Source organism: Agrobacterium sp. lyk4-40-TYG-31 (assembly GCF_030209855.1).
GTDB classification, from domain to species: Bacteria; Pseudomonadota; Alphaproteobacteria; order Rhizobiales; family Rhizobiaceae; genus Agrobacterium; species Agrobacterium vaccinii.
On sequence record NZ_JARVRE010000009.1, the window covers coordinates 164,156 to 185,453 of the forward strand.

24 protein-coding genes and 1 pseudogene are annotated in these 21,298 nt (G+C 55.9%); 10 read left to right on the forward strand and 15 right to left on the reverse strand.

All coding sequences use genetic code 11. The annotated features are described in order from the left end of the window. Nucleotide 1: 1 nt before the first annotated feature. The 6 genes from QRN55_RS17610 to infC all read right to left on the reverse strand — a co-directional run bounded on the left by QRN55_RS17610 (nucleotide 2) and on the right by infC (nucleotide 3,721). Nucleotides 2–271, reverse strand: a complete 270-nt coding sequence (locus QRN55_RS17610) for a hypothetical protein (protein ID WP_284777683.1) — start codon at nucleotides 269–271, stop codon at nucleotides 2–4. Next, nucleotides 271–1,353, reverse strand: a complete 1,083-nt coding sequence (gene pheS / locus QRN55_RS17615; RefSeq protein WP_284777684.1) for a phenylalanine--tRNA ligase subunit alpha — start codon at nucleotides 1,351–1,353, stop codon at nucleotides 271–273. The genes QRN55_RS17610 and pheS overlap by 1 nt, the downstream gene beginning before the upstream one ends. A 21-nt stretch (nucleotides 1,354–1,374) precedes the next feature. After that, the gene (locus tag QRN55_RS17620) at nucleotides 1,375–2,223 is read right to left on the reverse strand and encodes a lipopolysaccharide kinase InaA family protein (RefSeq protein WP_284777685.1); all 849 of its coding nucleotides are present in this window, start codon (nucleotides 2,221–2,223) and stop codon (nucleotides 1,375–1,377) included. Nucleotides 2,224–2,343: 120 nt separating this feature from the next. Further along, nucleotides 2,344–2,748: a 50S ribosomal protein L20 gene (gene rplT, locus QRN55_RS17625; protein WP_111840018.1), complete on the reverse strand. Its 405-nt coding sequence runs from the start codon at nucleotides 2,746–2,748 to the stop codon at nucleotides 2,344–2,346. Nucleotides 2,749–2,788: 40 nt separating this feature from the next. After that, nucleotides 2,789–2,992, reverse strand: coding sequence for a 50S ribosomal protein L35 (gene rpmI, locus QRN55_RS17630; RefSeq protein ID WP_111840019.1), 204 nt, complete (start codon nucleotides 2,990–2,992; stop codon nucleotides 2,789–2,791). Nucleotides 2,993–3,184: 192 nt separating this feature from the next. After that, nucleotides 3,185–3,721: a translation initiation factor IF-3 gene (gene infC / locus QRN55_RS17635; RefSeq protein WP_062587745.1), complete on the reverse strand. Its 537-nt coding sequence runs from the start codon at nucleotides 3,719–3,721 to the stop codon at nucleotides 3,185–3,187. A 185-nt stretch (nucleotides 3,722–3,906) separates the two neighbouring features. Here infC and QRN55_RS17640 point away from each other — a divergent pair, with 185 nt between their 5' ends. Then, the gene (locus QRN55_RS17640) at nucleotides 3,907–4,716 is read left to right on the forward strand and encodes an alpha/beta hydrolase (protein WP_284777686.1); all 810 of its coding nucleotides are present in this window, start codon (nucleotides 3,907–3,909) and stop codon (nucleotides 4,714–4,716) included. Between the two features lie 97 nt (nucleotides 4,717–4,813). After that, the gene (locus tag QRN55_RS17645; RefSeq protein WP_284777687.1) at nucleotides 4,814–5,428 is read left to right on the forward strand and encodes a transglutaminase-like cysteine peptidase; all 615 of its coding nucleotides are present in this window, start codon (nucleotides 4,814–4,816) and stop codon (nucleotides 5,426–5,428) included. Between the two features lie 16 nt (nucleotides 5,429–5,444). On the opposite strand, the gene QRN55_RS17650 is transcribed toward QRN55_RS17645, so the two are convergent. Continuing rightward, nucleotides 5,445–6,038 (reverse strand): TetR/AcrR family transcriptional regulator, encoded by a 594-nt coding sequence (locus QRN55_RS17650; RefSeq protein WP_284777688.1) that lies wholly within the window; start codon nucleotides 6,036–6,038, stop codon nucleotides 5,445–5,447. A 202-nt stretch (nucleotides 6,039–6,240) separates the two neighbouring features. Here QRN55_RS17650 and QRN55_RS17655 point away from each other — a divergent pair, with 202 nt between their 5' ends. Next, nucleotides 6,241–6,636, forward strand: a complete 396-nt coding sequence (locus QRN55_RS17655; RefSeq protein ID WP_284777689.1) for a RidA family protein — start codon at nucleotides 6,241–6,243, stop codon at nucleotides 6,634–6,636. A gap of 42 nt (nucleotides 6,637–6,678) precedes the next feature. Here the strand turns inward: QRN55_RS17655 and mbfA are convergent, their stop codons facing one another. Further along, the gene (gene mbfA / locus QRN55_RS17660; protein ID WP_284777690.1) at nucleotides 6,679–7,662 is read right to left on the reverse strand and encodes an iron exporter MbfA; all 984 of its coding nucleotides are present in this window, start codon (nucleotides 7,660–7,662) and stop codon (nucleotides 6,679–6,681) included. Nucleotides 7,663–7,982: 320 nt separating this feature from the next. Between mbfA and QRN55_RS17665 the strand changes: the two genes are divergently transcribed. Further along, entirely contained in the window at nucleotides 7,983–9,086 is a 1,104-nt protein-coding gene (locus QRN55_RS17665; protein ID WP_111840026.1) for a TRAP transporter substrate-binding protein, read from the forward strand. 35 nt (nucleotides 9,087–9,121) lie between these two features. On the opposite strand, the gene QRN55_RS17670 is transcribed toward QRN55_RS17665, so the two are convergent. Continuing rightward, nucleotides 9,122–10,180, reverse strand: coding sequence for a helix-turn-helix domain-containing protein (locus QRN55_RS17670; RefSeq protein ID WP_284777691.1), 1,059 nt, complete (start codon nucleotides 10,178–10,180; stop codon nucleotides 9,122–9,124). 141 nt (nucleotides 10,181–10,321) lie between these two features. Between QRN55_RS17670 and QRN55_RS17675 the strand changes: the two genes are divergently transcribed. The 3 genes from QRN55_RS17675 to QRN55_RS17685 all read left to right on the forward strand — a co-directional run bounded on the left by QRN55_RS17675 (nucleotide 10,322) and on the right by QRN55_RS17685 (nucleotide 15,399). Next, nucleotides 10,322–11,392, forward strand: a complete 1,071-nt coding sequence (locus QRN55_RS17675; RefSeq protein WP_284777692.1) for an alpha/beta hydrolase family protein — start codon at nucleotides 10,322–10,324, stop codon at nucleotides 11,390–11,392. Nucleotides 11,393–11,573: 181 nt separating this feature from the next. Beyond that, entirely contained in the window at nucleotides 11,574–14,087 is a 2,514-nt protein-coding gene (locus QRN55_RS17680) for a methyl-accepting chemotaxis protein (protein WP_284777693.1), read from the forward strand. Nucleotides 14,088–14,319: 232 nt separating this feature from the next. Continuing rightward, nucleotides 14,320–15,399, forward strand: a complete 1,080-nt coding sequence (locus QRN55_RS17685; protein ID WP_284777694.1) for a glycoside hydrolase family 25 protein — start codon at nucleotides 14,320–14,322, stop codon at nucleotides 15,397–15,399. Here QRN55_RS17685 and QRN55_RS17690 read toward each other — a convergent pair. Then, nucleotides 15,396–15,732 (reverse strand): annotated as a pseudogene (locus QRN55_RS17690) (EamA family transporter); the annotation flags it as partial. The gene QRN55_RS17685 and the pseudogene QRN55_RS17690 sit on opposite strands and share 4 nt — an antisense overlap. A gap of 93 nt (nucleotides 15,733–15,825) precedes the next feature. On the opposite strand from QRN55_RS17690, the gene QRN55_RS17695 reads away from it, so the two are divergent. Then, on the forward strand, nucleotides 15,826–16,140 hold the full coding sequence (locus tag QRN55_RS17695; RefSeq protein WP_284777695.1) for a hypothetical protein: 315 nt from the start codon (nucleotides 15,826–15,828) through the stop codon (nucleotides 16,138–16,140). A gap of 65 nt (nucleotides 16,141–16,205) precedes the next feature. On the opposite strand, the gene QRN55_RS17700 is transcribed toward QRN55_RS17695, so the two are convergent. The 4 genes from QRN55_RS17700 to QRN55_RS17715 form a co-directional block, all read right to left on the reverse strand. Further along, complete coding sequence (locus QRN55_RS17700; RefSeq protein ID WP_284777696.1) at nucleotides 16,206–16,505, reverse strand: CcdB family protein; 300 nt, start codon at nucleotides 16,503–16,505, stop codon at nucleotides 16,206–16,208. Further along, entirely contained in the window at nucleotides 16,505–16,735 is a 231-nt protein-coding gene (locus QRN55_RS17705; RefSeq protein ID WP_284777697.1) for a type II toxin-antitoxin system CcdA family antitoxin, read from the reverse strand. The genes QRN55_RS17700 and QRN55_RS17705 overlap by 1 nt, the downstream gene beginning before the upstream one ends. Nucleotides 16,736–16,858: 123 nt before the next feature. Further along, complete coding sequence (locus QRN55_RS17710) at nucleotides 16,859–17,086, reverse strand: DUF2188 domain-containing protein (protein WP_284777698.1); 228 nt, start codon at nucleotides 17,084–17,086, stop codon at nucleotides 16,859–16,861. A 15-nt stretch (nucleotides 17,087–17,101) separates the two neighbouring features. Further along, nucleotides 17,102–17,299, reverse strand: coding sequence for a hypothetical protein (locus tag QRN55_RS17715; RefSeq protein WP_284777699.1), 198 nt, complete (start codon nucleotides 17,297–17,299; stop codon nucleotides 17,102–17,104). A gap of 351 nt (nucleotides 17,300–17,650) precedes the next feature. Between QRN55_RS17715 and QRN55_RS17720 the strand changes: the two genes are divergently transcribed. Beyond that, nucleotides 17,651–18,667 (forward strand): hypothetical protein, encoded by a 1,017-nt coding sequence (locus tag QRN55_RS17720; protein WP_284777700.1) that lies wholly within the window; start codon nucleotides 17,651–17,653, stop codon nucleotides 18,665–18,667. Between the two features lie 9 nt (nucleotides 18,668–18,676). Here the strand turns inward: QRN55_RS17720 and lepA are convergent, their stop codons facing one another. Next, a complete protein-coding gene (gene lepA, locus QRN55_RS17725; protein ID WP_284777853.1) occupies nucleotides 18,677–20,515 on the reverse strand; it encodes a translation elongation factor 4 in 1,839 nt (612 codons plus the stop codon). A 197-nt stretch (nucleotides 20,516–20,712) separates the two neighbouring features. On the opposite strand from lepA, the gene QRN55_RS17730 reads away from it, so the two are divergent. Continuing rightward, nucleotides 20,713–21,291, forward strand: coding sequence for a helix-turn-helix domain-containing protein (locus QRN55_RS17730; protein WP_502871347.1), 579 nt, complete (start codon nucleotides 20,713–20,715; stop codon nucleotides 21,289–21,291). The last annotated feature ends 7 nt before the right edge of the window (nucleotides 21,292–21,298 follow it).

Here is a 21,298-nt window from a genome sequence, read left to right on the forward strand (position 1 = left end):
GTTAGTTTCCATCTACTGGCAGGCCAAATGCCCACACGCCATTTGTAATCTCGCCGAGAAAATACAGCTTTTTCGGGCTCTGGAGATTTCTATAAATATAGAGTTCTTTCAGCTCCCCATAAAGTGGATCTCGAAAAGAAGTGGAATCCCCATCACTCTTAAAATCGGTAAAAGAGCCGAAATGTGCTTCGATAGCCGTAAACACTTCTTCCTCAATTTTGCCCCACACGATCTCAAACCGCCCCAGAGCCGTGTGCTCTATAGTTTTCACTAGCTGCTCAAACCACCAAACAAAGTCGGCATATCCAGCGGGCGGAAGCCGTAGTGGGTCATCCAGCGGACGTCGGCGTTGAAGAAGTCGCGCAGGTCCGGCATGCCGTATTTCAGCATGGCGATGCGGTCGAGCCCCATGCCCCAGGCAAAGCCTTGATATTCATCGGGATCGAGACCACCGGCGCGCAGGACATTGGGGTGGACCATGCCGCAGCCGAGGATTTCCATCCAGTCCTTGCCTTCGCCAAACTTGACGATGGGGCCAGAGCGGTCGCACTGGATATCCACCTCAAAGCTTGGCTCCGTGAAGGGGAAGAAGGATGGGCGGAAGCGCATGGTGACGCTGTCGACCTCGAAGAAGGTCTTGCAGAACTCTTCCAAGATCCAGCGCAGGTTTGCGACATTCGCCTTTTTGTCGATCACCAGGCCCTCAACCTGATGGAACATCGGAGAGTGGGTGGCGTCGCTATCCTGGCGATAGGTCTTGCCGGGAATGACGATGCGGATGGGCGGCTTCTGGGCTTCCATGGTGCGCACCTGGACGGGCGAGGTGTGCGTGCGCAGCACCTTGCGCTCACCGTTCTCGTCCGGCTGGAAGAAGAAGGTGTCGTGCATTTCGCGGGCCGGATGTCCTTCGGGGAAGTTCAGCGCCGTGAAGTTGTAGTAGTCAGTTTCGATATCCGGGCCTTCGGCGATGGAAAAACCCATATCGGCGAAAATGGCGGTGATCTCATCGACGATCTGGCTGATCGGATGGATGCGGCCACGTTCTGCCGGCGACTGGCGAACCGGCAGGCTGATATCCAGCGTTTCGGCCTTCAGGCGCGCTTCGATGGCCGCGTCCTTTAGCTCAGCCTTGCGAGCAGTAATCAGATCCGTCACTTCGGTCTTGAGTTGGTTGATGGCGGCACCGCGCGTCTGGCGCTCTTCCGGTGTCATAGAGCCCAGCGTCTTCAAGAGCTCGGAAACAGAGCCCTTTTTACCCAGCGCGGAAACGCGCACGGCTTCGATGGATGCTTCATCCCCGGCAGCTGCGATGTCCGACATCAATTGCGATTTCAAGGTATCCAGTTCGGTCATATTTTCCTGCCTCGTCGGGCTTTAGCCTGCGGCTTCGGGTTTAACGGCATTCTTCAGATAATCAGTCGCCACGATAAAGCGTTGCAGATCACTACCCATCCGCACGCGTCCAATCAACCGTGCGAGCGGCAAAAAGCGGCTGAGAACACGAACCAACCGCTGCAATTCTACTATCGTTGCTTTCGGCGTGCGCGCTGACCATGCCTGGTAGGCGGCATCGAGTGTCGTCTTGCCGTTTTGCGCAAGTGCTGACAGCGGCAGAAACAGCAGCCAGATGTCGCGGGCCTGTGCTGTTTCAAGCGGCATAACGGCCTCCGGCTCCTCCTCGAAATCCATGAAGCCGATGCGTCCGTCCTGCAAGAAGAAGTCTCGCACGTGCGGGCGACCGTGGCACAGGCCCGCTGCGTGGAGATTTCCGATGGCGGCGGCGCAATCGATCAAAAGCGCGTCGTGATCGCTGCCACCCGCGCCGCGTTTCGTTTTCAAAATGCGCTGGACCGTTGGCCCGACATCAGAGATGACGATGGCGGTCTGGGACGAATAGATGATCTCAGGAACGGGAAAACCCTTTTCTCCAAACGTCATCATCCGGCGCTTCTCACGCGCCATCATATCCGTGGGCTTGAGGATGGGCGATGGCTTCAGAAACTTGTAGGGCAATGCTGCGGCGAAAAACGCCTGAATCTTCAGCCACCAGGGCGCCGTCTCCGTGCCCTGTCGCTTGATCCAGACGGAACCTGCGGAAAGATTGAGTTGCTGAATGCGGTTGTCGCTGGTCAGCAGAACCTGCATCAAGGCAGCAATATCCGCGTCCTCGAGGTGGACGTGGAATCCTTTAGCCTTTTCCTCCGGGTCAGCCGCTTGCAGCATTCATTACTCTTGGGCGCAAATCGCCCGTTCGCGGCCAGCAAAGACCGCCATCCAAATAAAAAACCCGCACCGGTGGCCCGGCGCGGGTTTCAAATGAACAACAATTTGTCCGCGCCGTAATTACTTTACAGCGGCTTCAAATTCGTTGGTGGTGCCTGCGTCCTTGAGGTACGCAAGAGACTTCTTTGCTGTGTCGACGAGAACACCGAACGCTGCTGGCTCATGGATAGCCATGTCGGACAGAACCTTGCGGTCGACTTCGATGCCAGCCTTGTTGAGGCCGTCGATGAAGCGACCGTATGTCAGGCCGAATTCGCGAACAGCAGCATTGATACGCTGAATCCACAGAGCGCGGAAGTTGCGCTTGTTGACCTTACGGTCGCGGTAAGCGTACTGCTTGGAACGGTCCACAGCAGCCTTGGCTGCGCGGATGGTGTTCTTGCGACGGCCGTAGAAGCCCTTGGCTGCCTTGAGTGTCTTGGTGTGCTTGGCGCGGGAAGTTACGCCACGTTTTACGCGTGCCATGTCATGATCTCCTTAAAATGTCCAAATACGCGGAAAAGTCTTAGAGACCGTTCGGCAGATAGTTCTTGACGACCTTCTTGGCGTCGGCGTCGGCCAGAACCATGGTTCCGCGCGCGTCGCGAATGAACTTGTTGGAACGCTTGATCATGCCGTGGCGCTTGCCGGCAGCGGCTGCGAGAACCTTGCCGGTACCTGTGATCTTGAACCGCTTCTTTGCAGCGGACTTCGTCTTCATCTTGGGCATTTTGCTACTCCATTTTTGTATCGAAAGACAGGCAGACGAAGCCTGCTTTCAAGCTATTCTGGAACGGACACGGCATGCCCTGCCGGACCGTTCGGACGCGCTCCTATAACCTCAGTTATGAAAAAGAGCAACGGGGAATGATAAATTCCCCTGCGACTGTGCGTAAACGCCTGCAATTCAGACGTTCTCGACTTATTTCGGTGCCAGAACCATCATCATCTGACGTCCCTCGAGCTTCGGTTCGGCTTCGACCTTGGCAATGGCCAGGGTGTCTTCCTTGACTTGCAGAAGGAGCTTCATGCCGAGTTCCTGGTGAGCCATTTCACGGCCACGGAACTTCAGCGTTACCTTTACCTTGTCGCCTTCGTCGAAGAAACGGTTCATAGCCTTCATCTTCACCTCATAGTCATGGGTGTCGATATTCGGGCGCATCTTGATTTCTTTGACTTCGACAATCTTCTGCTTCTTGCGCGCTTCGGCCGCTTTTTTCTGGGTCGAATATTTCAGCTTGCCAAGATCGAGAATCTTACAGACCGGCGGTTCCGCGTTCGGCGAGATCTCAACGAGATCGAGACCGGCGTCTTCTGCCATCTTCAAAGCCTGGTCCGTCGGCATCACGCCGAGGTTCTGGCCTTCTTCATCAATCAGCTGAATCTTGGGAATTCGGATTTCCCTGTTGGAGCGCGGGCCCTCTTTGACGGGGGCATCGGCTTTGAACGGTCTGCGAATGGTCGTATTCTCCTGATCTGTTTCGGGATCGCGTCGGCAAAAACAGCTTGTCGGTGCAAATGGCGGAAATGTCGTGAATGCCGCCGCGAAGTCAATAGCACAGCCGCTCAAAAAAATCACCTCCTGTCGTGCTTTTTCTGAATTTGCTCTACATGGGGAGTGAAACCGAGGAGAATCGCGTCGTTATGACTGAGCAAACCATTGAGTATATTACCGTCGGCACAACCAATGATGCGCGCGAGATCGCTATACTGTCACGCGCGGCACTGACGGATACGGACGCACCCACGCTGGTGTGGCTTGGTGGCTATCGCTCGGACATGACAGGCACGAAGGCGGTGGAACTGGACAAATTCGCTGTAGAAAACGGACTGGCCTGTATTCGTCTCGATTATTCCGGCCACGGCGCATCCGGCGGCGACTTCAACAAGGGTACGATTTCGCGCTGGCTGGATGAAACCATGGCTGTTCTGCGCCAAAAAGCCCCGAAGCGCATCATTGTAACAGGGTCTTCCATGGGCGGCTGGATTGCACTTCGGCTGGTAGAAGAACTGCGCAAGCTTACGGACGGTCCGCAGGTGGCAGGATTGCTGCTGATTGCACCAGCCCCGGATTTCACGGCTGATTTGATCGAGCCCAACCTTTCAGAGGCTGAAAAGGCGTCACTTGCAGAGCGTGGCTTCTTCGAGGAAAAGTCGGAATACAGCGATGAGCCCAATATTTTCACTCGGGACCTGATCGAAGACGGGCGCAACAATCTTGTGCTGACGGGAATCATCGAAACCGGGTGCCCGGTTCACATCCTGCAGGGCATGCGCGACGACGACGTGCCGTATCAACATGCTCTCAAACTGCTCAACCATCTGCCAGCCGACGATGTCGTGCTGAGCCTTATCCGCGACGGGGACCACAGATTGTCCCGCCCACAGGACATCGAGCGCATGCTGACAGCGGCCAAAAGCCTTGTTTTGTCGACAAAAACGCAACGATCTTAACCATATTATTCATCTTGCGTTCATGGCGCTGAGTTCCGATTGACTTGCACCCCCTTCCTCTCTTAACTTTTCGTTAAGATTTTAAGGGACGGGTTTCATGAAGAACGCACCGTGGGCGCGTGCTCTGCTTGTAGCACTTGCGACCGGACTATTGTCTGCGGCCTCTGTGCAGGCAGAAAACAAGGGTAGCCTGTCTATGGTCACAGGCGGCATCACGTCCCAGCCGATCGGCCATTACGAGTTCTGCCAGAAGTACCAGTCGGAATGCGATATTCGCAGCAAGCTGATGCCCCCACCGCGTGTGACGGAATATGGCTGGAAGGTCATTCACGACATCAACAAGGAAGTGAACTCCACGATCGTCGCCATGACCGATCTGGAAGTTTACGGCCGCGACGAGGTCTGGGAATACCCGACCACCGCTGGCGACTGCGAAGACTTCGTGCTGCTCAAGCGCCGCAAGCTGATGGAGCGCGGCTTTGCTGTATCCGATCTGCTGATAACGGTCGTTCGCAAGCCCGATGGTGAAGGCCACGCCGTGCTCACTCTGCGCACCAATGAGGGCGACTTCATTCTCGACAACCTGTCGGATGAGGTTAAACTTTGGACGAACACCAACTACACCTATCTCAAGCGTCAGGCGTCCTTCAACACGGGCCGCTGGGTTTCCATCGAGGATGGTCGCGACGTTCTGGTGGGCGCACTGCGATAAATATCTATGACGCGGGTTATCCTTCGGCCAGCAGGCCGGAGGCCATGCACCGGAACGCTTCTACGGCTTTGGGGAAGGCGTCGTCAGGATCGTCGGCAGCGGCAATCCACAAAGCTGCATTGAGCACCGCGCCATTCAGCAACCACGTTGCGGCCCTGGCATCCAGCGGCTTGAGCGCGCCATCATTAATCAGTTCCTGAACCGTTTTCTCAATTCGCTTGAGGCAAGCCGTCTGGTTGGGCCATTTGGCCGGATCGCCCAGCACTGCAGGTCCATCCAACAACATGATGCGCTGTATTTCAGGCTCCAAAGCCATTTCGATATAAGCCACACTTTCGGCAAGCAGACCGCGCCAAGGCGTCTCGGCTTCTTCCTGAACGACACGCATTCTCGCCAGCATTTCGGCATCGATCTGGTCGATAACGGCCTGTAGCAGGCCTTTTTTGTCACCAAAATTGTAATAGAGCGCACCGCGGGTCAGGCCTGCCTCCGCTGTGAGGTCATCCATGGACGACGCGGCATAACCCTTTGATGCAAAGGCCTTTCGTGCCGCCGCGATGAGTTTTGCACGTGTCTCCTCGACCATTTGCGACCGCGTTTTCGGTGTCATATCTCATCCTCGAAATTAACATACGATGCGTATACATATTGACATACGCGTCGTATGCTTGCTATTTAAACATACGAGACGTATATCAAACTCTGTCTCGAACAGTAAAGTCATCATAGGCCAGATCGCACGACCTCGCCCGACGCCTTTCACGTCGAGCCGAGGCACGGATACTGCTGCCTAGAACTCTGGAGTCACAAAAATGAGCAAACGCGACGCAATTTTCCCCGCGAACCGCCACGCGCTTTACGAAGCACACGGTTATTCGGCAGCGGTTCGCTCCGGCGACCTATTGTTCGTTTCCGGCCAAGTCGGCAGCCGCGAAGACGGCTCCGCCGAACCGGATTTTGCCAAACAGGTGCAGCTTGCTTTCGACAATCTGAAGGCTGTTCTGGCGGCAGCAGGCGCGACCTTCGATGACATAATCGATGTCACCACCTTCCACACTGACCCTGAAAATCAGCTAGAAACCATCATGGGTATAAAAGCGACTGTTTTCAGTGAAAAGCCCTACCCCACATGGACTGCGGTTGGCGTGAACTGGTTGGCGGGTTTCGACTTCGAGATCAAAGTCATCGCCCGCGTTCCGCAGGCGTGATTTATGAGGAGGGCTTCCGTACGAACTAAGCCCTCCCTCACATCAGCCATTGCCGATGAGAATGCCCGCCGCCAGCACCAGCGAACCGCCCAGCACCACCTGAAAGACGGCGCGCAGAAACGGCGTTTCCATGTAGCGGTTCTGGATGAAGGCGATGGCCCAGAGTTCCATGAAGACGATGACGGCGGCGACGGCGGTCGCCGTCCAGAAATGCGAGATGAGATAGGGCAGCGTATGCCCCAGACCGCCGATGGCCGTCATGATGCCGGATGCAAGACCGCGCTTCAAAGGCGATCCACGGCCGGAAAGCTTGCCGTCATCATGGGCGGCTTCGGTAAAGCCCATCGAGATGCCCGCGCCAACGGATGCAGACAGGCCGATGAGGAAGGTCTGCCATGTGTCCTGCGTGGCGAAAGCGGCAGCGAAAATGGGGGCCAGCGTCGAGACCGAACCGTCCATCAGACCCGCCAAGCCTGGTTGAACATAGGTCAAAAGGAATTGCCGTTTTGCGGTTTCCTCTTCGTCGGATTTTACGTCTTCGGGCAGATGCTTGCCGTTCAGCATGCCAGCGATGTCTTCATGCCCACGTTCGGCCTCGGCCAAGTCGCCCAGGAGTTTGCGTGTGGAGGCATCGGTCACGTGTTTTACGGCCTCGTCGTAGAAGCGGATGGCCTGACCCTCCATCAGTTCAGCCTGCTCACGCATCGTCTCAAGCGACAGGTTCTTGACCAACCAGTCGGGCTTACGCTCGTAAAAGCCGCTGACATGCTCGCGACGGATTAAGGGAATCACGTCACCAAATCTGTCCTGGTGCAGGCCGATCAGCACATTGCGATGCGCCTGTTCGACCTCGGCCATATCCTCGAAGACCTTGGCCGACTGGGGATATTGAGCCCGCAGATGCCCTGCATAAGACCGATAGATGCGCGCATCGTCTTCCTCGGACGAAATAGCGAGGGCGAGAATTTCCTGTTCGCTCAAGGAGATGAAAGAACGTTTGGAACGGGAGAACAGATTGCGAAACATGGGAGGCGTCCGATTTAGAATAATTCTAAATAATCCCGCCGCCTAATTTGCGCAAGTCAATTTAGAATAATTCTAATTTCTACCCTACGAATTGGAGTCTTTTGGCTTTTCGGTCTCTCAACAAAAGGGGAATCGGATGTCCACAGGAATGCTCATTCATCCTGTAGTTGAAGGCAATATATTGCTTCTACTGCAAAACAAAGAACGCCGACTCAATATGATCAAGATTGTCTTGAAGACTGCAACCGGACATGGTTAGTAGTTTATGGGAGGCGTACCAAGCGGTTCGCCTTGAATCTTCATATTAAGGCTCAATCGACATGGATCGCAGATCATTCATCCGCAAGGCCGGTGCCGTTGGCGCAGGCGTCACAGCAACCGCTCTCGCCGCACCCGCCATTGCCCAGGAAAACCCCAAGATCACCTGGCGCATGACCTCCTCCTTCACCAAGGGTCTCGACATTCTGTTCGGCGCAGGCCAGATCGTGGCCGACCATGTGAAGGAAGCATCGGGCGGCAACTTCGTCATTCAGCATTTTGCTGGTGGCGAAATCGTGCCTGCTCTACAGGCCGCGGATGCGGTGACATCCGGCACGGTCGAGATGGCCCACACCTGCTCCTATTATTACGTCGGTAAAGACCCGACCTTTGCGCTGGGCACATCGGTCCCCTTCGGCCTCAACGCACGCCAGACCAATGCCTGGTTCAACCAGGCTGGCGGCAACGAGCTGCTGAACGAATTTCTGGCCAAGCACAACATCTACTCCATTCTGCTAGGCAACACCGGCGCGCAGATGGGCGGCTGGTTCCGCAAGGAAATCAACACCATCGATGACCTGAAGGGTCTGAAGATGCGCATCGCTGGTCTGACCGGCCAGGTCATGCAGAAGGTCGGTATCACACCGCAGCAGATCGCAGGCGGTGATGTGTATGCAGCGCTGGAAAAGGGCACCATCGACGCGACGGAATTCGTCGGCCCCTATGACGACCAGAAGCTCGGGTTCTACAAGGTGGCAAAATATTACTACTATCCCGCATGGTGGGAAGGTGGCCCGGCCTGCCACGCCTTCGTCAACCTTGAAAAGTTCAACGGCCTGCCAGAGAACTACAAGCGTATTCTGAAGGACGCCTGTGCGGCTGGCAGCGCTTCCATGCTGGAACGCTACGATGCGCGCAACCCGAAGGCATTGAAGGAATTGGTGGCCCAGGGCGCAATCCTTCGCCCGTTCAGCCAGGAAATTCTCGACGTGTGCCATAAGGCAGCGCTGGAAACCTACGCGGAAATTTCGGCCGTCAACGAGAACTTCAAGAAGATTTACGAAAGCCAGCAGGCCTTCAAGAAAGACGCCTATCTCTGGGCGCAGATCGCCGAATACACCTATGATACCTACATGATGATCCAGCAGCGCAACGGTAATCTCTGACTACCGTGTCTTGTTGCGATGCTTTGGCCATCCGGTTATGCCGGGTGGCCCTTTTTATGCCTGGAGACCAGCGTCCAGACTTCCCGGTCGCGCCATGCGATGGGGCTCATGCCGGTGATGCGCCGAAATTCGCGATTAAAATTGGACTTGGTCTGAAAGCCGCTTTCCAGCATGATCGACGTCACCGACTGATTTGTTTCCTCCAGCAGCCTGCATGCGTCCTTCACTCGCAGCTGGTTGATATATTGCGATACGTTTCCGCCAGTTGCGCGGTTGATGGCCTGCGAAATCTGGCGGCTGGGCAGCACCATCTTGCGCGCCAGACGGGAGAGATTGAGGTTTTCATCGCGATAGACCTTCTGCCTGCTCATCATCTCTTCCAATCGACCCATGATCTCTTGGTCTCCGGGCGTCGCAGGGGCAGGATCAGCCGGTGCAGGGTCGACATCTCTATGCTTTTCCGGCCTGCTATCTCCTGCCACCCATGACGTCAGTCCGATCAGAAGCAGTCCCAGCAGATTGCCATTGCTGATGATGGCGCCAGCGTTCTGGCCCTGCGCCCACTCAAAGTCGAGCAGAACGAGAACATCGAAAGCGGCGGAAAGGCACAGAGCGAAGGCGGCGATAAAAAGCGCCCGGTGAACGGAGGTTACACTGGCGAACTGAGCCTCCTCCAACCCATCCGGCCCGCGCCTGCCCAGCAAAACGATTGCAAGCGCATACCCCACGAACAGCAAGATGAGAATGCCATCGATGGCGACGGGATAGGTCACGAGCAAGACGGCGACCACGATGGGCGGCGCGGCGATGCTCACAATGTTGGCGGCACTTTTCAAGCGCCAGCTATGCATGAGGCTTCTGAAGCTGGCATAGGCCAGCGGTGGCAAAACCGATGCCATGACCGGCAAAGCGTATTTCAACTCCTCGATCTGGTAACCCCAGCGCAGGCCGACAATGGTCGATTGCACGGCGCTCAGCAAAATCATTGCGAGAAACGGACGGTTGGCGCGGCCTTCGCCATTGCTGCGGATAATGGAGAGCAGGATCAAGGCCAACAGCAGTGCGACGACGAAGGGCATGGGTATGAAAATCAAGGTGACAGCCTCGCGCTGAAAAGACGACGTCTTCTACATGGACCAGATCGCGTTTACGGACGACCTCAATCGTGTTTCAGGGCGTGAAAAAGTTGCCATGCGCAGACACCGGCCTCGTTGCTCCAACCATGAGGTTTTACGATGCGCTTTATGCTCCCCACCGCTCTGTTGCTGACCGCTTTCACCTTCCAGTCCGCACTCGCTGATGATGTCGTCGGCACGCGTGACATTACGATATACTCCCCTTCCCGCAACAGGGATTTATCCGTTACTCTCTGGTACCCTTCCAACGGAGAGGGAAAAACGATTGCTGTCGGCGAAAACAGGATTTTTGACGGAGCGCAAGCGGTCAGCAATGCTGCGCTTTCGTCCGGCCCAAGGCCGCTGATCCTGCTTTCGCACGGTTCGGGTTCGCGCGCGGTCGCCATGGCATGGATTGCCACCACACTTGCGCAGGCAGGCTACCTCGTCGCCGCACCTGACCATCCCGGCACCACCAGTGGCGATTCCACGCCCGAAGAAACGCCGAAAATATGGGAGCGCACGAATGACATCTCCACCATCATCACGTCGCTGACCTCTGATCCCGAACTGTCGAAATCTGTCGATGCCAAGCGCATCGGCATTCTCGGCTTTTCCCTCGGCGGCAGTACGGCACTGGAGCTGGTGGGCGGTCGGGCCAATCTTGACGCCTATGTGCAATATTGCGTGGACTATGCGGCCTCCATGGATTGCCAGTGGTTTGCCGGTGGCAAAGGTTTCAAGAACGACGAGCCAATCTCAGTCCCGACGTTGGATTTGCGCAGTGTGGACAAGGCGCGCTTCGAGCAATCGAACCACGACGCCCGTATCCGCACAGCAGTGCTCGTCGATCCCGGTCTGGAGGTGGCCTTCACCAAGGACAGCCTTGCGGCAATCGACATTCCACTGGCCTTCATCAATCTGGGCAGTGTCGGTCAAATCCCGATCTCCGTGCTGTCCGACCAGCTTGCCAAGGGCGTAGCGAAGGCAAGCTACGCGCAGGTTGATGATGCAGACCATTTCAGCTTTCTGCCCGTGTGCAAGCCAGGCGCTGCCGATTTCCTGAAATCGGTCGGCGAGATCGATCCGATCTGCGAACCTGCCGGTCCGCGCGACAGGGCCGACATCCATGAGGAGCTGAAGAGGCTCATCGTCGATGCCTTCAGCACGACGCTAAAAGCAGACCACTAAGGTCAGCCTGACACGTTTTACCACCCCGACCGGCACTCCCGTGCCGGTCCACGCCCTTGCCAACTGCTTGAAATCGCCGCGCTCTTAACCGTTTTTTCAAACCTGAATTGCAGAAGTTAGAAACGGCGATTGCGCCAGCGAAAAGCGACATAAAAAGTAAAAACGGGCCTTGGGGAAAATTATGGTAATCGATAATCTGCTCGCACGCTTCAAGATACAAACGAAAGTCATCGTTTTCATTGCCCCCTTCATTGCAAGCATTCTTGCAGTGGGGCTTTCCGGCCTATACGCATCAAATCTGCTGCAAAGCCGCATGGATGTTTCCAACACGATCCTGCAGTCGCTGACCGGGTTCAAGGAAGTCTATGGCGGCATGACATCGTTTCTCAACAATACTAACGAGGACACGCGCACCACATTGCACCGTCAGCTGTCCGAGCAGGCGAATTTTCTTCGCGCCACGGCAGACGCTGCCTCTCCCGAGATAAAAGATGCAATCGACCGTACAAAAATCATCGACGATCAGGTCAATGAATTATGGTCCAGCCACCAGAAGGAGCAGGCGCTCCGTGCCAGTATGAGCGCCGACCTGGCCGTTGTTTTACGCGAGCTGAATGGACTTCTGTCCAACGCCACCAACACCCGCAACACGTTGCAAACCGACGAAGCCAGAGCCAAGCTTTTGTTGCGCGAGGCCGATAAACTCAACCGTGGCGCAAACGTCATCGCAACCGTGGTCACCGACTTCAACAAGGCCACAGTGCCGGAAGACAAAATGGCAGTGGTCAAGGCGGCCATCGGCACCTTGGAAGCGACCGCAAAAGACCTCGTTGCCATCGCATCCGTCGATCAGAAAGTTCTGATCGAACAGATGGCTGAGTCCGTCTCGCAAATCCGCGCACAGATCGACATCGGCATCGTCAACGAGAGCACCGTTGGTGCCGTAGACCGCGTCGTGAACCTGATGCGCCCGGCCACCATTCGTCTCCAAGGCTTTGCCACCGTCAAATCGCGACAGGCCACGGAAGTCTTCGGCCAGCTCGACCAGCCTATCGAACAAGCGACGACATTTCTGGCAACCGCCCGGCAGATCGGCGACGATGCCAAGAACCTCGAACTGGAAATGGCGGGCTATGTTGCAGCCCCAACCAAGGCCGCACTAGAGAAATTTAGCGACGCCGCCTTCCGCCTGAATGTCTCGGCAGGCGCCATGACCAGCGATGCAGCAATGTCGGAATCGACGCGCAAGAGTGCAAAGGCCATCGACGACACCGCAACCAAGCTGGACCGCTCAGCCGCAGACCTTCTGGCAGTGTCCGAACAGCGAAAAGTGGCTTTCGGCATGGCGGAAGAGGAAATTCGCCGCGTCTGGGTCAGCCTGACGGATTTTGCCGGAAAGCAGCGTCTAGCCGCTGATACGGAACGCAGCAAGGCGGATGGTATCTCGCTCTCTGCCATGGTCATTGGCGTCCTCGTTGCCATCTTCGCAGGCATTGGCCTGGTGATGACCTTTAAGGGTCCGATCCTTGGTATTGTCAGTGCGATGAAACGCCTGGCCAAGGGCGACACGAATATTCCGCTGAACGCTAAAAATCGCCACGATGAAATTGGCGACATGGCGCGTGCGCTGGAAGTTTTCAAGGAAAATGCCGAGGAGCGCGTCCGTCTCGAGGTCGCAACAGAAGAGCAGCGGGCAGCGGCGGAAGCGCAGCGACAGTCGAACGACAGCGAGCGCAAGGAACTGGACCGTCAGATTCAGTTCGCCGTCACCGCACTTGCCGGTGGTTTGAAGCGACTATCATCCGGCGATATCTCTACAACCATCGACACGCCTTTCAATGATCGTCTCGAGCAGTTGCGTGTGGACTTCAACCAGTCGATGCTGCGCCTTCGCGAAACTATCGGCGGCATTCAGGAAAATGTCAGCGTCATCAGGGGCAACGCCCAGCAGATGTCGGAATCCGCCGTCGATCTCGCGCGCCGCACCGAACGTCAGGCGGCCTCGCTGGAGGAAACCGCAGCGGCTGTGGATGAGGTCAACACCAACATGCGCAATGCCGTGGACAGGGCTCGCGAAGCCAACACCATTGTCGACAAGACACGTCGCAACACCGAGGAATCGCTGGTTATCGTGCGCAACGCCGTTACGGCCATGCAACGCATCGAGAACGCGTCGCAGACCATCGGCAATATCACCGAGGTCATCGATTCCATCTCGTTCCAGACGAACCTTCTGGCGCTGAATGCAGGCGTGGAAGCGGCACGTGCGGGTGAAGCAGGCAAGGGCTTTGCGGTCGTTGCCCACGAGGTGCGTGAATTGGCGCAGCGCTCTGCTTCGGCTGCAAAGGAAATCCGGCAGTTGATCGCCGTTTCCTCCACCGAGGTTGCCGCAGGCTCCAGCCTGGTCCACCAGACTGGCGATGCTCTGGCGCAGATCGGCTCGCAGATCGCCCACGTCAGCGACCACGTCGAAAAGATCACGCAGGCAACTCAGGATCAGGCTGTCGCCCTGCAACAGATCAACAGTTCCGTAGGTGAGGTGGATCTTCTCACGCAGCAAAATGCGGCGATGGTGGAAGAAACGAGTGCGGCGAGCGAACAGTTGAACGAAGAGACGGACCAGTTGCTGGGACTTCTCGAGCAATTCAAACTCGATACCAACGCTGGCTATCGCGACACTCGTTTCGCAGCCTAATCAACGCCGCTGACAAACAGTTCGACGCGCGGGCGGTTTTCGCCCGCGCGTTTTGCTTTTTACGAGCATGCACAGTCCTCCTCGCGCAGCTGTGATCAGTGTTTTTAACCAGATGTCCGGTCGTAAAGATTGGATTCAGCCTTTTTTGATAATTTGTCGTTAGTCATATTTTTTCATGGTCTCAGGGTTGGCGCGTGTTGTGCTTATCCGCTTGTTTTGCGTACGGATTCTCATGCATCGATCGACAGTGCCAGCCATAATACTCGCCTGCCTATCCCTCGCGGGCTGTACGTCCAGTTCCGGGCCGGAAGGCCTGATGGCGGGCATTCCTTCCAAGGAAACCACCAGTTCGGTGACGCCTTCGGCGCCCGTGCCACAAGCCAGTGTCGGCGCGCCGCTTCGTGCCGAACCCGCACAAAAAGTGCTGGCCTGGGGTGGCCCGATGCCGTCCGGCTCTCCCGCCTTTGCCGCTGTCGACCAGCAGACCACGGCACCCCGCGCGGCACCGCAGATGGAAAGACCGATAGCCCCGCAGGCGGGTGTGGCCATGCCGAACGAAAGACCAGTGCAATTGGCGATGGCCGCAGCGCCTGCCATCAATGCCGGTCCTGCGGTCCGCTCTCGCATCTTCAAATCCAATTTCGGCGATGCCAAGCCCATCAATTTCGGCAGAGTCACGCCCCGCCATTTCCCGATTCACGGCGTCGATGTTTCGCGCTGGCAGGGCAATATCGACTGGGAAAGGCTGAGATCGCGCGGTGCCAACTTCGCCTTCATCAAGGCGACGGATGGCGGTGACCATCTGGACCCGATGTTCAGGACCAATTGGGACCGCGCCAAGGCGGCGGGTGTTCGCCGCGGTGCTTACCACTTCTTCTACTGGTGCCGTCCGGCAAGCCATCAGGCCGACTGGTTCATTCGCAACGTACCGCGTGACCCGGACGCGCTGCCGCCTGTCATCGACGTGGAATATAACGGGGAGTCCAGCTGCAAGATGCGCCTGCCGCGTGCCAAGGTGCTGGAAAAGATGCAGGTCTTCATGGACATGCTGGAGCGCCATTATGGCCAGCGTCCGATCATCTACACGGCCCCTGATTTCTACAAGGACCACCTATCGGGTGAGTTCAAGAACTACCCATTCTGGCTTCGGGCCGTGGCGCAGTATCCGTCCAAGGTCTACCCGGACCGCAAGTGGCTGTTCTGGCAATATTCGGGTTCCGGCCTGTCGCATGGCGTAGAGGGCAAGATCGACCTCAACGTGTTCAGCGGCAACGAAGAAGCATGGCAACGCTGGACGCGCGGTCGCGGCTAATTCCGTGGCACCGCGACCTGCCTTGAAACGCGCCGGGCACCTGCGACGCAGGCCACCACGCCCATCGTGACGACAAGCATTGTGGGGCTGACGGCTTCTCCGAGCAGTGTTGCCGACAATATCAGCCCAAAAAAGGGTTGCAGCAATTGCAATTGGCCCACGGCGGCAATGCCACCGAGCGCCAGCCCGCGATACCAGAAGATGAAGCCGATCAGCATTCTGGACAGCAAGACGTAAAACAGGCCGCGCTCGCAACGTCACCTACGATGTCAGCATGGTAAAGAGTGCTATTGGCAGCATGACGAGCAGCGACAGAACCAGCACGCAAGATATGCTGCCTGCCAACCGAATATGACGGTTTTCTTACATTTCTGGAACCAATCACGTATTTTTGCATTTTCTCCGCATAGTAGAGGAGAAAAGACCATGACATTCGATCCAAACCTGCCACGCGATCCGAACCTGCGTCCAGATCGCCCAGAATTACGCACGACCCCTGAAGCAGCACGCAAATCGCCCGGCTGGGCCCCATGGCTCGCCGTCATCGCCGTCCTTTTGGTCGGTGGTTTCATCTGGATGCAGATGAGCGCACCATCGACCACAGACCCAACGACGACCTCGTCGACGACACCGCCAGCGGTAAGTGATCAGGCTCCGGCACCAGTACCAATGACACCAGCTGCGCCAACTAATACAACTCCTGCTTCGCCCAACACAGGCGGCACGCAGACACAGCCATAAGCGCTGAGGTTGCTGTATAAATCAAGAACCGCTTGCCCCAGGGCAGGCGGTTTTTCTGTTAGGGGTCAGAACCCTTGGAAGAGGAAGTCTGTTGCTGCAATGATGTCGTCGCGTCGACTGGAGAGGTCGGCTACGAAATCTCCAATTTCCTGGACCGGGACCGCCACCATTCTTTGGGTCGCCATCACAAAAATCTCGCTGCTGATCAAAAAGCGAGGACTGAGCTTCGCTAAAGACCATGAGAGCTCATTGGCGGGATAGAGCGGCGCAACAACACGCGTTTTCAAGTCGTCCAAGATATCTGCTTGAAGATCCAGCAACAAAATGTGGCTGCCAACCAACTTGTAGACGCAGAACCGGGCCATCAAAACTTCCGGTATTGCGCTAATGGCAGACCATGTTTTTCCACATATTCGTTTTCAAGCCGGATAGCTTCAGCATTCTCCAACCGCCATAAGCGTTCACGTTCCGCTTTGATCGCGTGGGTGATCCCCTCTTCGGCTGCGCGGGAAATATTGATCTTGAGTTCACGCGCCTGTTCCACAAGGACAATGTCCAGGGAAAGATTGGCGGCTTTTCTTGCTGTCGATGCCATCGCAACCTCCAAAGCTAATGCGCATATTATATGCGCAAACACTCGGCAAGCAAGCGCGTTGGTACATGATATTACTCTGAAAATTGAAGCCGCCCACCCGGGTAAAAGGTGAGCGGCAATGTCTCAGCCCTTCGGCGGATACGGATCGTCTCCATAGGAGTTACGTTCGCGAATGCGACCGTTTTCACCATGGATCAACATTTCTGAACCCTGATTTTGAGCGATACCACGGGCAATGCTGATTGCTTCACGCTGGGTTTCTACAACCTTTGTAGCGCGCTCCGAACCGGCGCCTTTAACGGCCCAGCCTTCGGCATGTGGCACGACGTGTTGATTGCGTTTATTGGTCATTTTTCAGAATCCTTTCTATGCGGAACGCTGGGAAAGCGCTGCTTCCCGGCTTCCAACGTGTTTCCGTTCTTTAAGGACATCGTTGACGCGCCCCGGATTGACATCGAAACTCGCGGCAATCCGGTTCTGGAACTCACCATTCCAGTGGCGAAGCCATATCTGGATGGCATCATCGAAGGTGAGCGTATAGCTCGGCATATTGTCGTTGGTCATCATGACCTCCTGATTACGACATCAATGCCCACTTGAAACGAAGACCGGGACGTGCGATTCTGAATTTGCAAGGGTTTCAGATATCGGCATTCCCAGTTGCTCCGTCCAACGGATTTGGGCTTGTCCGCTGACACCATGGGTCACATAGCAGGTCGGTTGCCGCCTTCCTGTTTTGTGGCCCGTTTCGTTACTGCCAACCACGACGGCGCTCATTGGTGCGGTTGGCTAACGGTCTTCTGATCATATCGATTCTCCTTTTCTATTTAACATTTACCATGATTTATCTTGCACGCAAGCATCCAGTAAGCTAAATCTTAGCTTCAGAGCTTAATTTTAGCAGGCCAATAAACTATGAACGACAAAACGACGATTAAGAAGTTTCGCAGCCCGCCTTACCCCTTTTTGAATATTGGCCGAGCGATTGAGCGAGCAGCTCAGCTGTTCCAGAAAGCTCAACACTATCCTGTCGGGCAAAATGTACTTGCCAATGCATGGGGTTTTTCCCCTCAAAGTAGTGGGCTGCTAAAAAGTGCAGCGGCGCTTATTCAATATGGCTTGGTCAAGGATCAGGGCAGTGGCGATGCGCGGAAATTCCAGCTTACAGAGGCTGCACGACGCATTTTACAGGATGCGGATCCCAATTCCGAACGTCGCAAAGCTTTAATTCGCGCGGCAGCCCTATCGCCAACGATTCATAAGGAGCTATGGGAAAAGTTTGGGAATCCCGCGGAGCTTTCGGATGCCTTGCTCAAAAATCATCTACTCATTGATCGCACCGAAGTCGGAGAAGCGCCATTTAGTCAGGCTTCCTCAAACGAAGTGATTCAAACTTACCGCGATGCGCTAGCGTTTGCAGAGTTGGATAAGGCTGAAGAAAGCTTAACTGCCGATTCGAATGGTCACGATGACCGTTCTCCGCAGCAACCTCCAGAGCAAAATGGAGCGATGATCGTCGCTTTTGGTGATCTGATCCAGTGGGAATCCGGTGGAGTGCTTCAGTTTAAGCAGCCAAAGCGCGTGCGCTGGATTTCGGAGGATGGTGCTTGGATCGCTGTGGAGGGAAGTGACAACGGTATCCCTGCAAGCGAGGTTATACTCGAAAAAAAAGCAACATTACTTCCAGAGATTCCTAGGCAAGAAGTGACGCATCAACCGGTCGGTCATGTTTCGGGCCTCGCGGATCCTCAGTTGCAAGAAACATCTAGCTCTTTTCAGATTCGGAAGGATGTATTCGCTCTTGACGAGGGTGAGGTCACCCTCACCATGCCAAGCCAAATCAGCAAAGATAGCTTTGATGATTTTTCCGATTGGCTGGACCTGATGAAGCGTAAAGTTCAGCGGAATGTTAGGGCTGTAGACGTAGAATAGGGCAGACCCTCAGTCGTCGCTCATTTTCAGCGCGGCAATGAACGCTTCCTGCGGGATGTCCACCTTGCCGAACTGACGCATGCGCTTCTTGCCTTCCTTCTGCTTGTCCAGAAGTTTGCGCTTACGTGTCGCGTCGCCGCCGTAGCATTTCGCGGTTACGTCCTTGCGCATGGCAGAGATCGTCTCACGTGCAATGACGTTGCCACCGATGGCCGCCTGAATAGGTATTTTGAACATGTGGCGCGGGATCAGATCTTTCAGCTTCTCGCACATGTCGCGACCGCGCTTTTCAGCAGCAGTCCGGTGCACGAGCATGGAAAGAGCGTCAACCGGCTCGCCATTGACCATGATCGACATCTTCACGAGGTTGCCTTCACGATAACCATCGAGATGGTAATCGAAGGAAGCATAGCCCTTGGAGATCGATTTCAGACGATCGTAGAAGTCGAAGACCACTTCATTGAGCGGCAGTTCATAGGTGATCATGGCGCGCTTGCCGACATAGGTCAGCTCGGTCTGAACACCGCGACGGTCCTGGCAAAGCTTCAGAATGCCACCAAGATAATCGTCCGGCGTCAGGATCGTCGCCTTGATCCACGGCTCGCGTATCTCGGAAATCTTCACGACATCAGGCATATCAGCCGGATTGTGAAGTTCGCGTTCAGAACCATCGGTCATCGTCAACTGATAGACCACCGACGGAGCCGTCGCGATAAGATCGAGATCGAATTCGCGCTCGAGACGCTCCTGAATGATTTCCAGATGCAGCAGACCGAGGAAGCCGCAGCGGAAACCGAAGCCGAGTGCAGCAGACGATTCCATTTCGAAGGAAAACGACGCATCGTTGAGACGTAGCTTGCCCATCGCGGCGCGCAAATCTTCGAAGTCAGCCGCATCCACCGGGAAGAGACCACAGAAGACGACAGGCTGAGCGGGCTTGAAGCCCGGCAGTGCGGTCGCTGTCGGGCGCTTGTCTTCGGTAATGGTGTCGCCAACGCGCGTATCGGCGACTTCCTTGATCGAGCCGGTGATGAAACCGATCTCGCCCGGACCAAGACTATCGACAGCCACCATCTTCGGGGTCAGAACGCCCACGCGCTCCACCTGATATTTCGCGTCTGTTCCCATCATGCGGATGGTCTGGCCCTTGGTCAGCACACCATCGAGAACGCGCACGAGAACCATGACGCCGAGGTAGGTGTCGTACCAGCTATCGACCAGCAGCGCCTTCAGCGGACCCTTTTCGCCAAGCTCGCTCTTTGGTGGCGGCAACTGGTGTACGATGGCTTCGAGAACGTCGGGAATACCAAAACCTGTCTTGGCTGAGATCAGAACAGCCTGACTGGCATCGATGCCGATGACCTCTTCGATCTGTTCCTTGATGCGGTCCGGTTCAGCAGCGGGCAGATCGATCTTGTTGAGGACGGTGACCAGTTCGTGGTCGTTATCGATAGCCTGATAGACGTTGGCCAGAGTCTGCGCTTCGACGCCCTGAGAGGCATCGACCACCAGCAGCGAGCCTTCGCAGGCCGACAGCGAGCGGGACACTTCATAGGCAAAGTCGACGTGGCCGGGCGTGTCGATAAGGTTCAACACATAGATTTCGCCGTTGTTCGCCTTGTAATGCAGGCGCACGGTCTGTGCCTTGATGGTAATGCCGCGCTCGCGCTCGATATCCATGTTGTCGAGCACCTGCTCGGACATGTCGCGTTCGGCAAGGCCGCCCGTCGATTGAATCAACCGGTCAGCCAGTGTCGATTTGCCATGGTCGATATGGGCAACGATGGAGAAGTTGCGGATATGGTCAAGCGGAGTGCGGGTCGAATTTGTGCTCATGCCCCGCGCTATAGCAGGGGGCCTTGCGCTGGAAAAGCGGGAATTTGGTTAAAAGCCTTTTAAGTTGGGCTTTTTCAGTCAGTGATCGGGAGACTGCAGTTGCAGGCGAGCAGCATCATGAATTTACATGACCGGATTTTACGCTTCAGACTACAAATTCCATTATCGTAGATATTGACTCCATCATTTGAGATTAATATTCTCTGATAATGAAAAACGAAATCGACACCTTCGAACACTCTATTGCCGCACGCATCAAGCACCTGCGAACGCAAGGCAATTTAACACTCGACCAGCTCGCTAGCGCCTCCGGCGTCAGCCGCGCCATGATCTCCCGTATAGAACGCGGCGAAGCCAGCCCAACCGCAGCTCTTCTGGCCCGGATTTGCGCAGCACTGGGGCTTTCGCTGTCAGGCTTTTTTGCCGAGGACGAAACGACCACCTCACCGCTGACGCGAAAACGCGATCAGCCGACATGGCAGGATCCTGAAACCGGTTACACGCGCCGGGCCATCTCTCCGCCACGCGTCGAGTCAGACATCGATATCGTCGAGGTCGATTTTCCAGCCCACGCACGGGTCAGCTTCCCACCGCACAGCGCGAGCCGTGGCATGACACAATATGTCTGGCTGCTGGAGGGGGCCCTCGAAATGACGACAGGCGCCGAGATCCACCAAATGGAGCCCGGCGACTGCCTGTTCATGTCTGTGGGCGAAGGGCACATCTTTCACAATCCGTCCGACCACCCTGCCCGCTATGCCGTGGTGCTGGACCAACGCAAGCGCTGACATCTCA

Excerpts from the sequence above, each read along its gene's own strand:
- QRN55_RS17675 (WP_284777692.1), top strand. The coding sequence starts at position 10,322 with ATGCGCTTTATGCTCCCCACCGCTCTGTTGCTGACCGCTTTCACCTTC.
- QRN55_RS17730 (WP_502871347.1), top strand. The coding sequence starts at position 20,713 with ATGAAAAACGAAATCGACACCTTCGAACACTCTATTGCCGCACGCATC.
- QRN55_RS17710 (WP_284777698.1), bottom strand. The coding sequence starts at position 17,086 with ATGACCAATAAACGCAATCAACACGTCGTGCCACATGCCGAAGGCTGG.
- rplT (WP_111840018.1), bottom strand. The coding sequence starts at position 2,748 with ATGGCACGCGTAAAACGTGGCGTAACTTCCCGCGCCAAGCACACCAAG.
- QRN55_RS17665 (WP_111840026.1), top strand. The coding sequence starts at position 7,983 with ATGGATCGCAGATCATTCATCCGCAAGGCCGGTGCCGTTGGCGCAGGC.
- QRN55_RS17620 (WP_284777685.1), bottom strand. The coding sequence starts at position 2,223 with ATGCTGCAAGCGGCTGACCCGGAGGAAAAGGCTAAAGGATTCCACGTC.
- QRN55_RS17700 (WP_284777696.1), bottom strand. The coding sequence starts at position 16,505 with ATGGCCCGGTTCTGCGTCTACAAGTTGGTTGGCAGCCACATTTTGTTG.
- QRN55_RS17655 (WP_284777689.1), top strand. The coding sequence starts at position 6,241 with ATGAGCAAACGCGACGCAATTTTCCCCGCGAACCGCCACGCGCTTTAC.
- rpmI (WP_111840019.1), bottom strand. The coding sequence starts at position 2,992 with ATGCCCAAGATGAAGACGAAGTCCGCTGCAAAGAAGCGGTTCAAGATC.
- mbfA (WP_284777690.1), bottom strand. The coding sequence starts at position 7,662 with ATGTTTCGCAATCTGTTCTCCCGTTCCAAACGTTCTTTCATCTCCTTG.
- QRN55_RS17720 (WP_284777700.1), top strand. The coding sequence starts at position 17,651 with ATGAACGACAAAACGACGATTAAGAAGTTTCGCAGCCCGCCTTACCCC.
- QRN55_RS17685 (WP_284777694.1), top strand. The coding sequence starts at position 14,320 with ATGCATCGATCGACAGTGCCAGCCATAATACTCGCCTGCCTATCCCTC.
- QRN55_RS17705 (WP_284777697.1), bottom strand. The coding sequence starts at position 16,735 with ATGGCATCGACAGCAAGAAAAGCCGCCAATCTTTCCCTGGACATTGTC.
- pheS (WP_284777684.1), bottom strand. The coding sequence starts at position 1,353 with ATGACCGAACTGGATACCTTGAAATCGCAATTGATGTCGGACATCGCA.
- QRN55_RS17680 (WP_284777693.1), top strand. The coding sequence starts at position 11,574 with ATGGTAATCGATAATCTGCTCGCACGCTTCAAGATACAAACGAAAGTC.
- QRN55_RS17715 (WP_284777699.1), bottom strand. The coding sequence starts at position 17,299 with ATGACCAACGACAATATGCCGAGCTATACGCTCACCTTCGATGATGCC.
- QRN55_RS17645 (WP_284777687.1), top strand. The coding sequence starts at position 4,814 with ATGAAGAACGCACCGTGGGCGCGTGCTCTGCTTGTAGCACTTGCGACC.
- QRN55_RS17695 (WP_284777695.1), top strand. The coding sequence starts at position 15,826 with ATGACATTCGATCCAAACCTGCCACGCGATCCGAACCTGCGTCCAGAT.
- QRN55_RS17650 (WP_284777688.1), bottom strand. The coding sequence starts at position 6,038 with ATGACACCGAAAACGCGGTCGCAAATGGTCGAGGAGACACGTGCAAAA.
- QRN55_RS17640 (WP_284777686.1), top strand. The coding sequence starts at position 3,907 with ATGACTGAGCAAACCATTGAGTATATTACCGTCGGCACAACCAATGAT.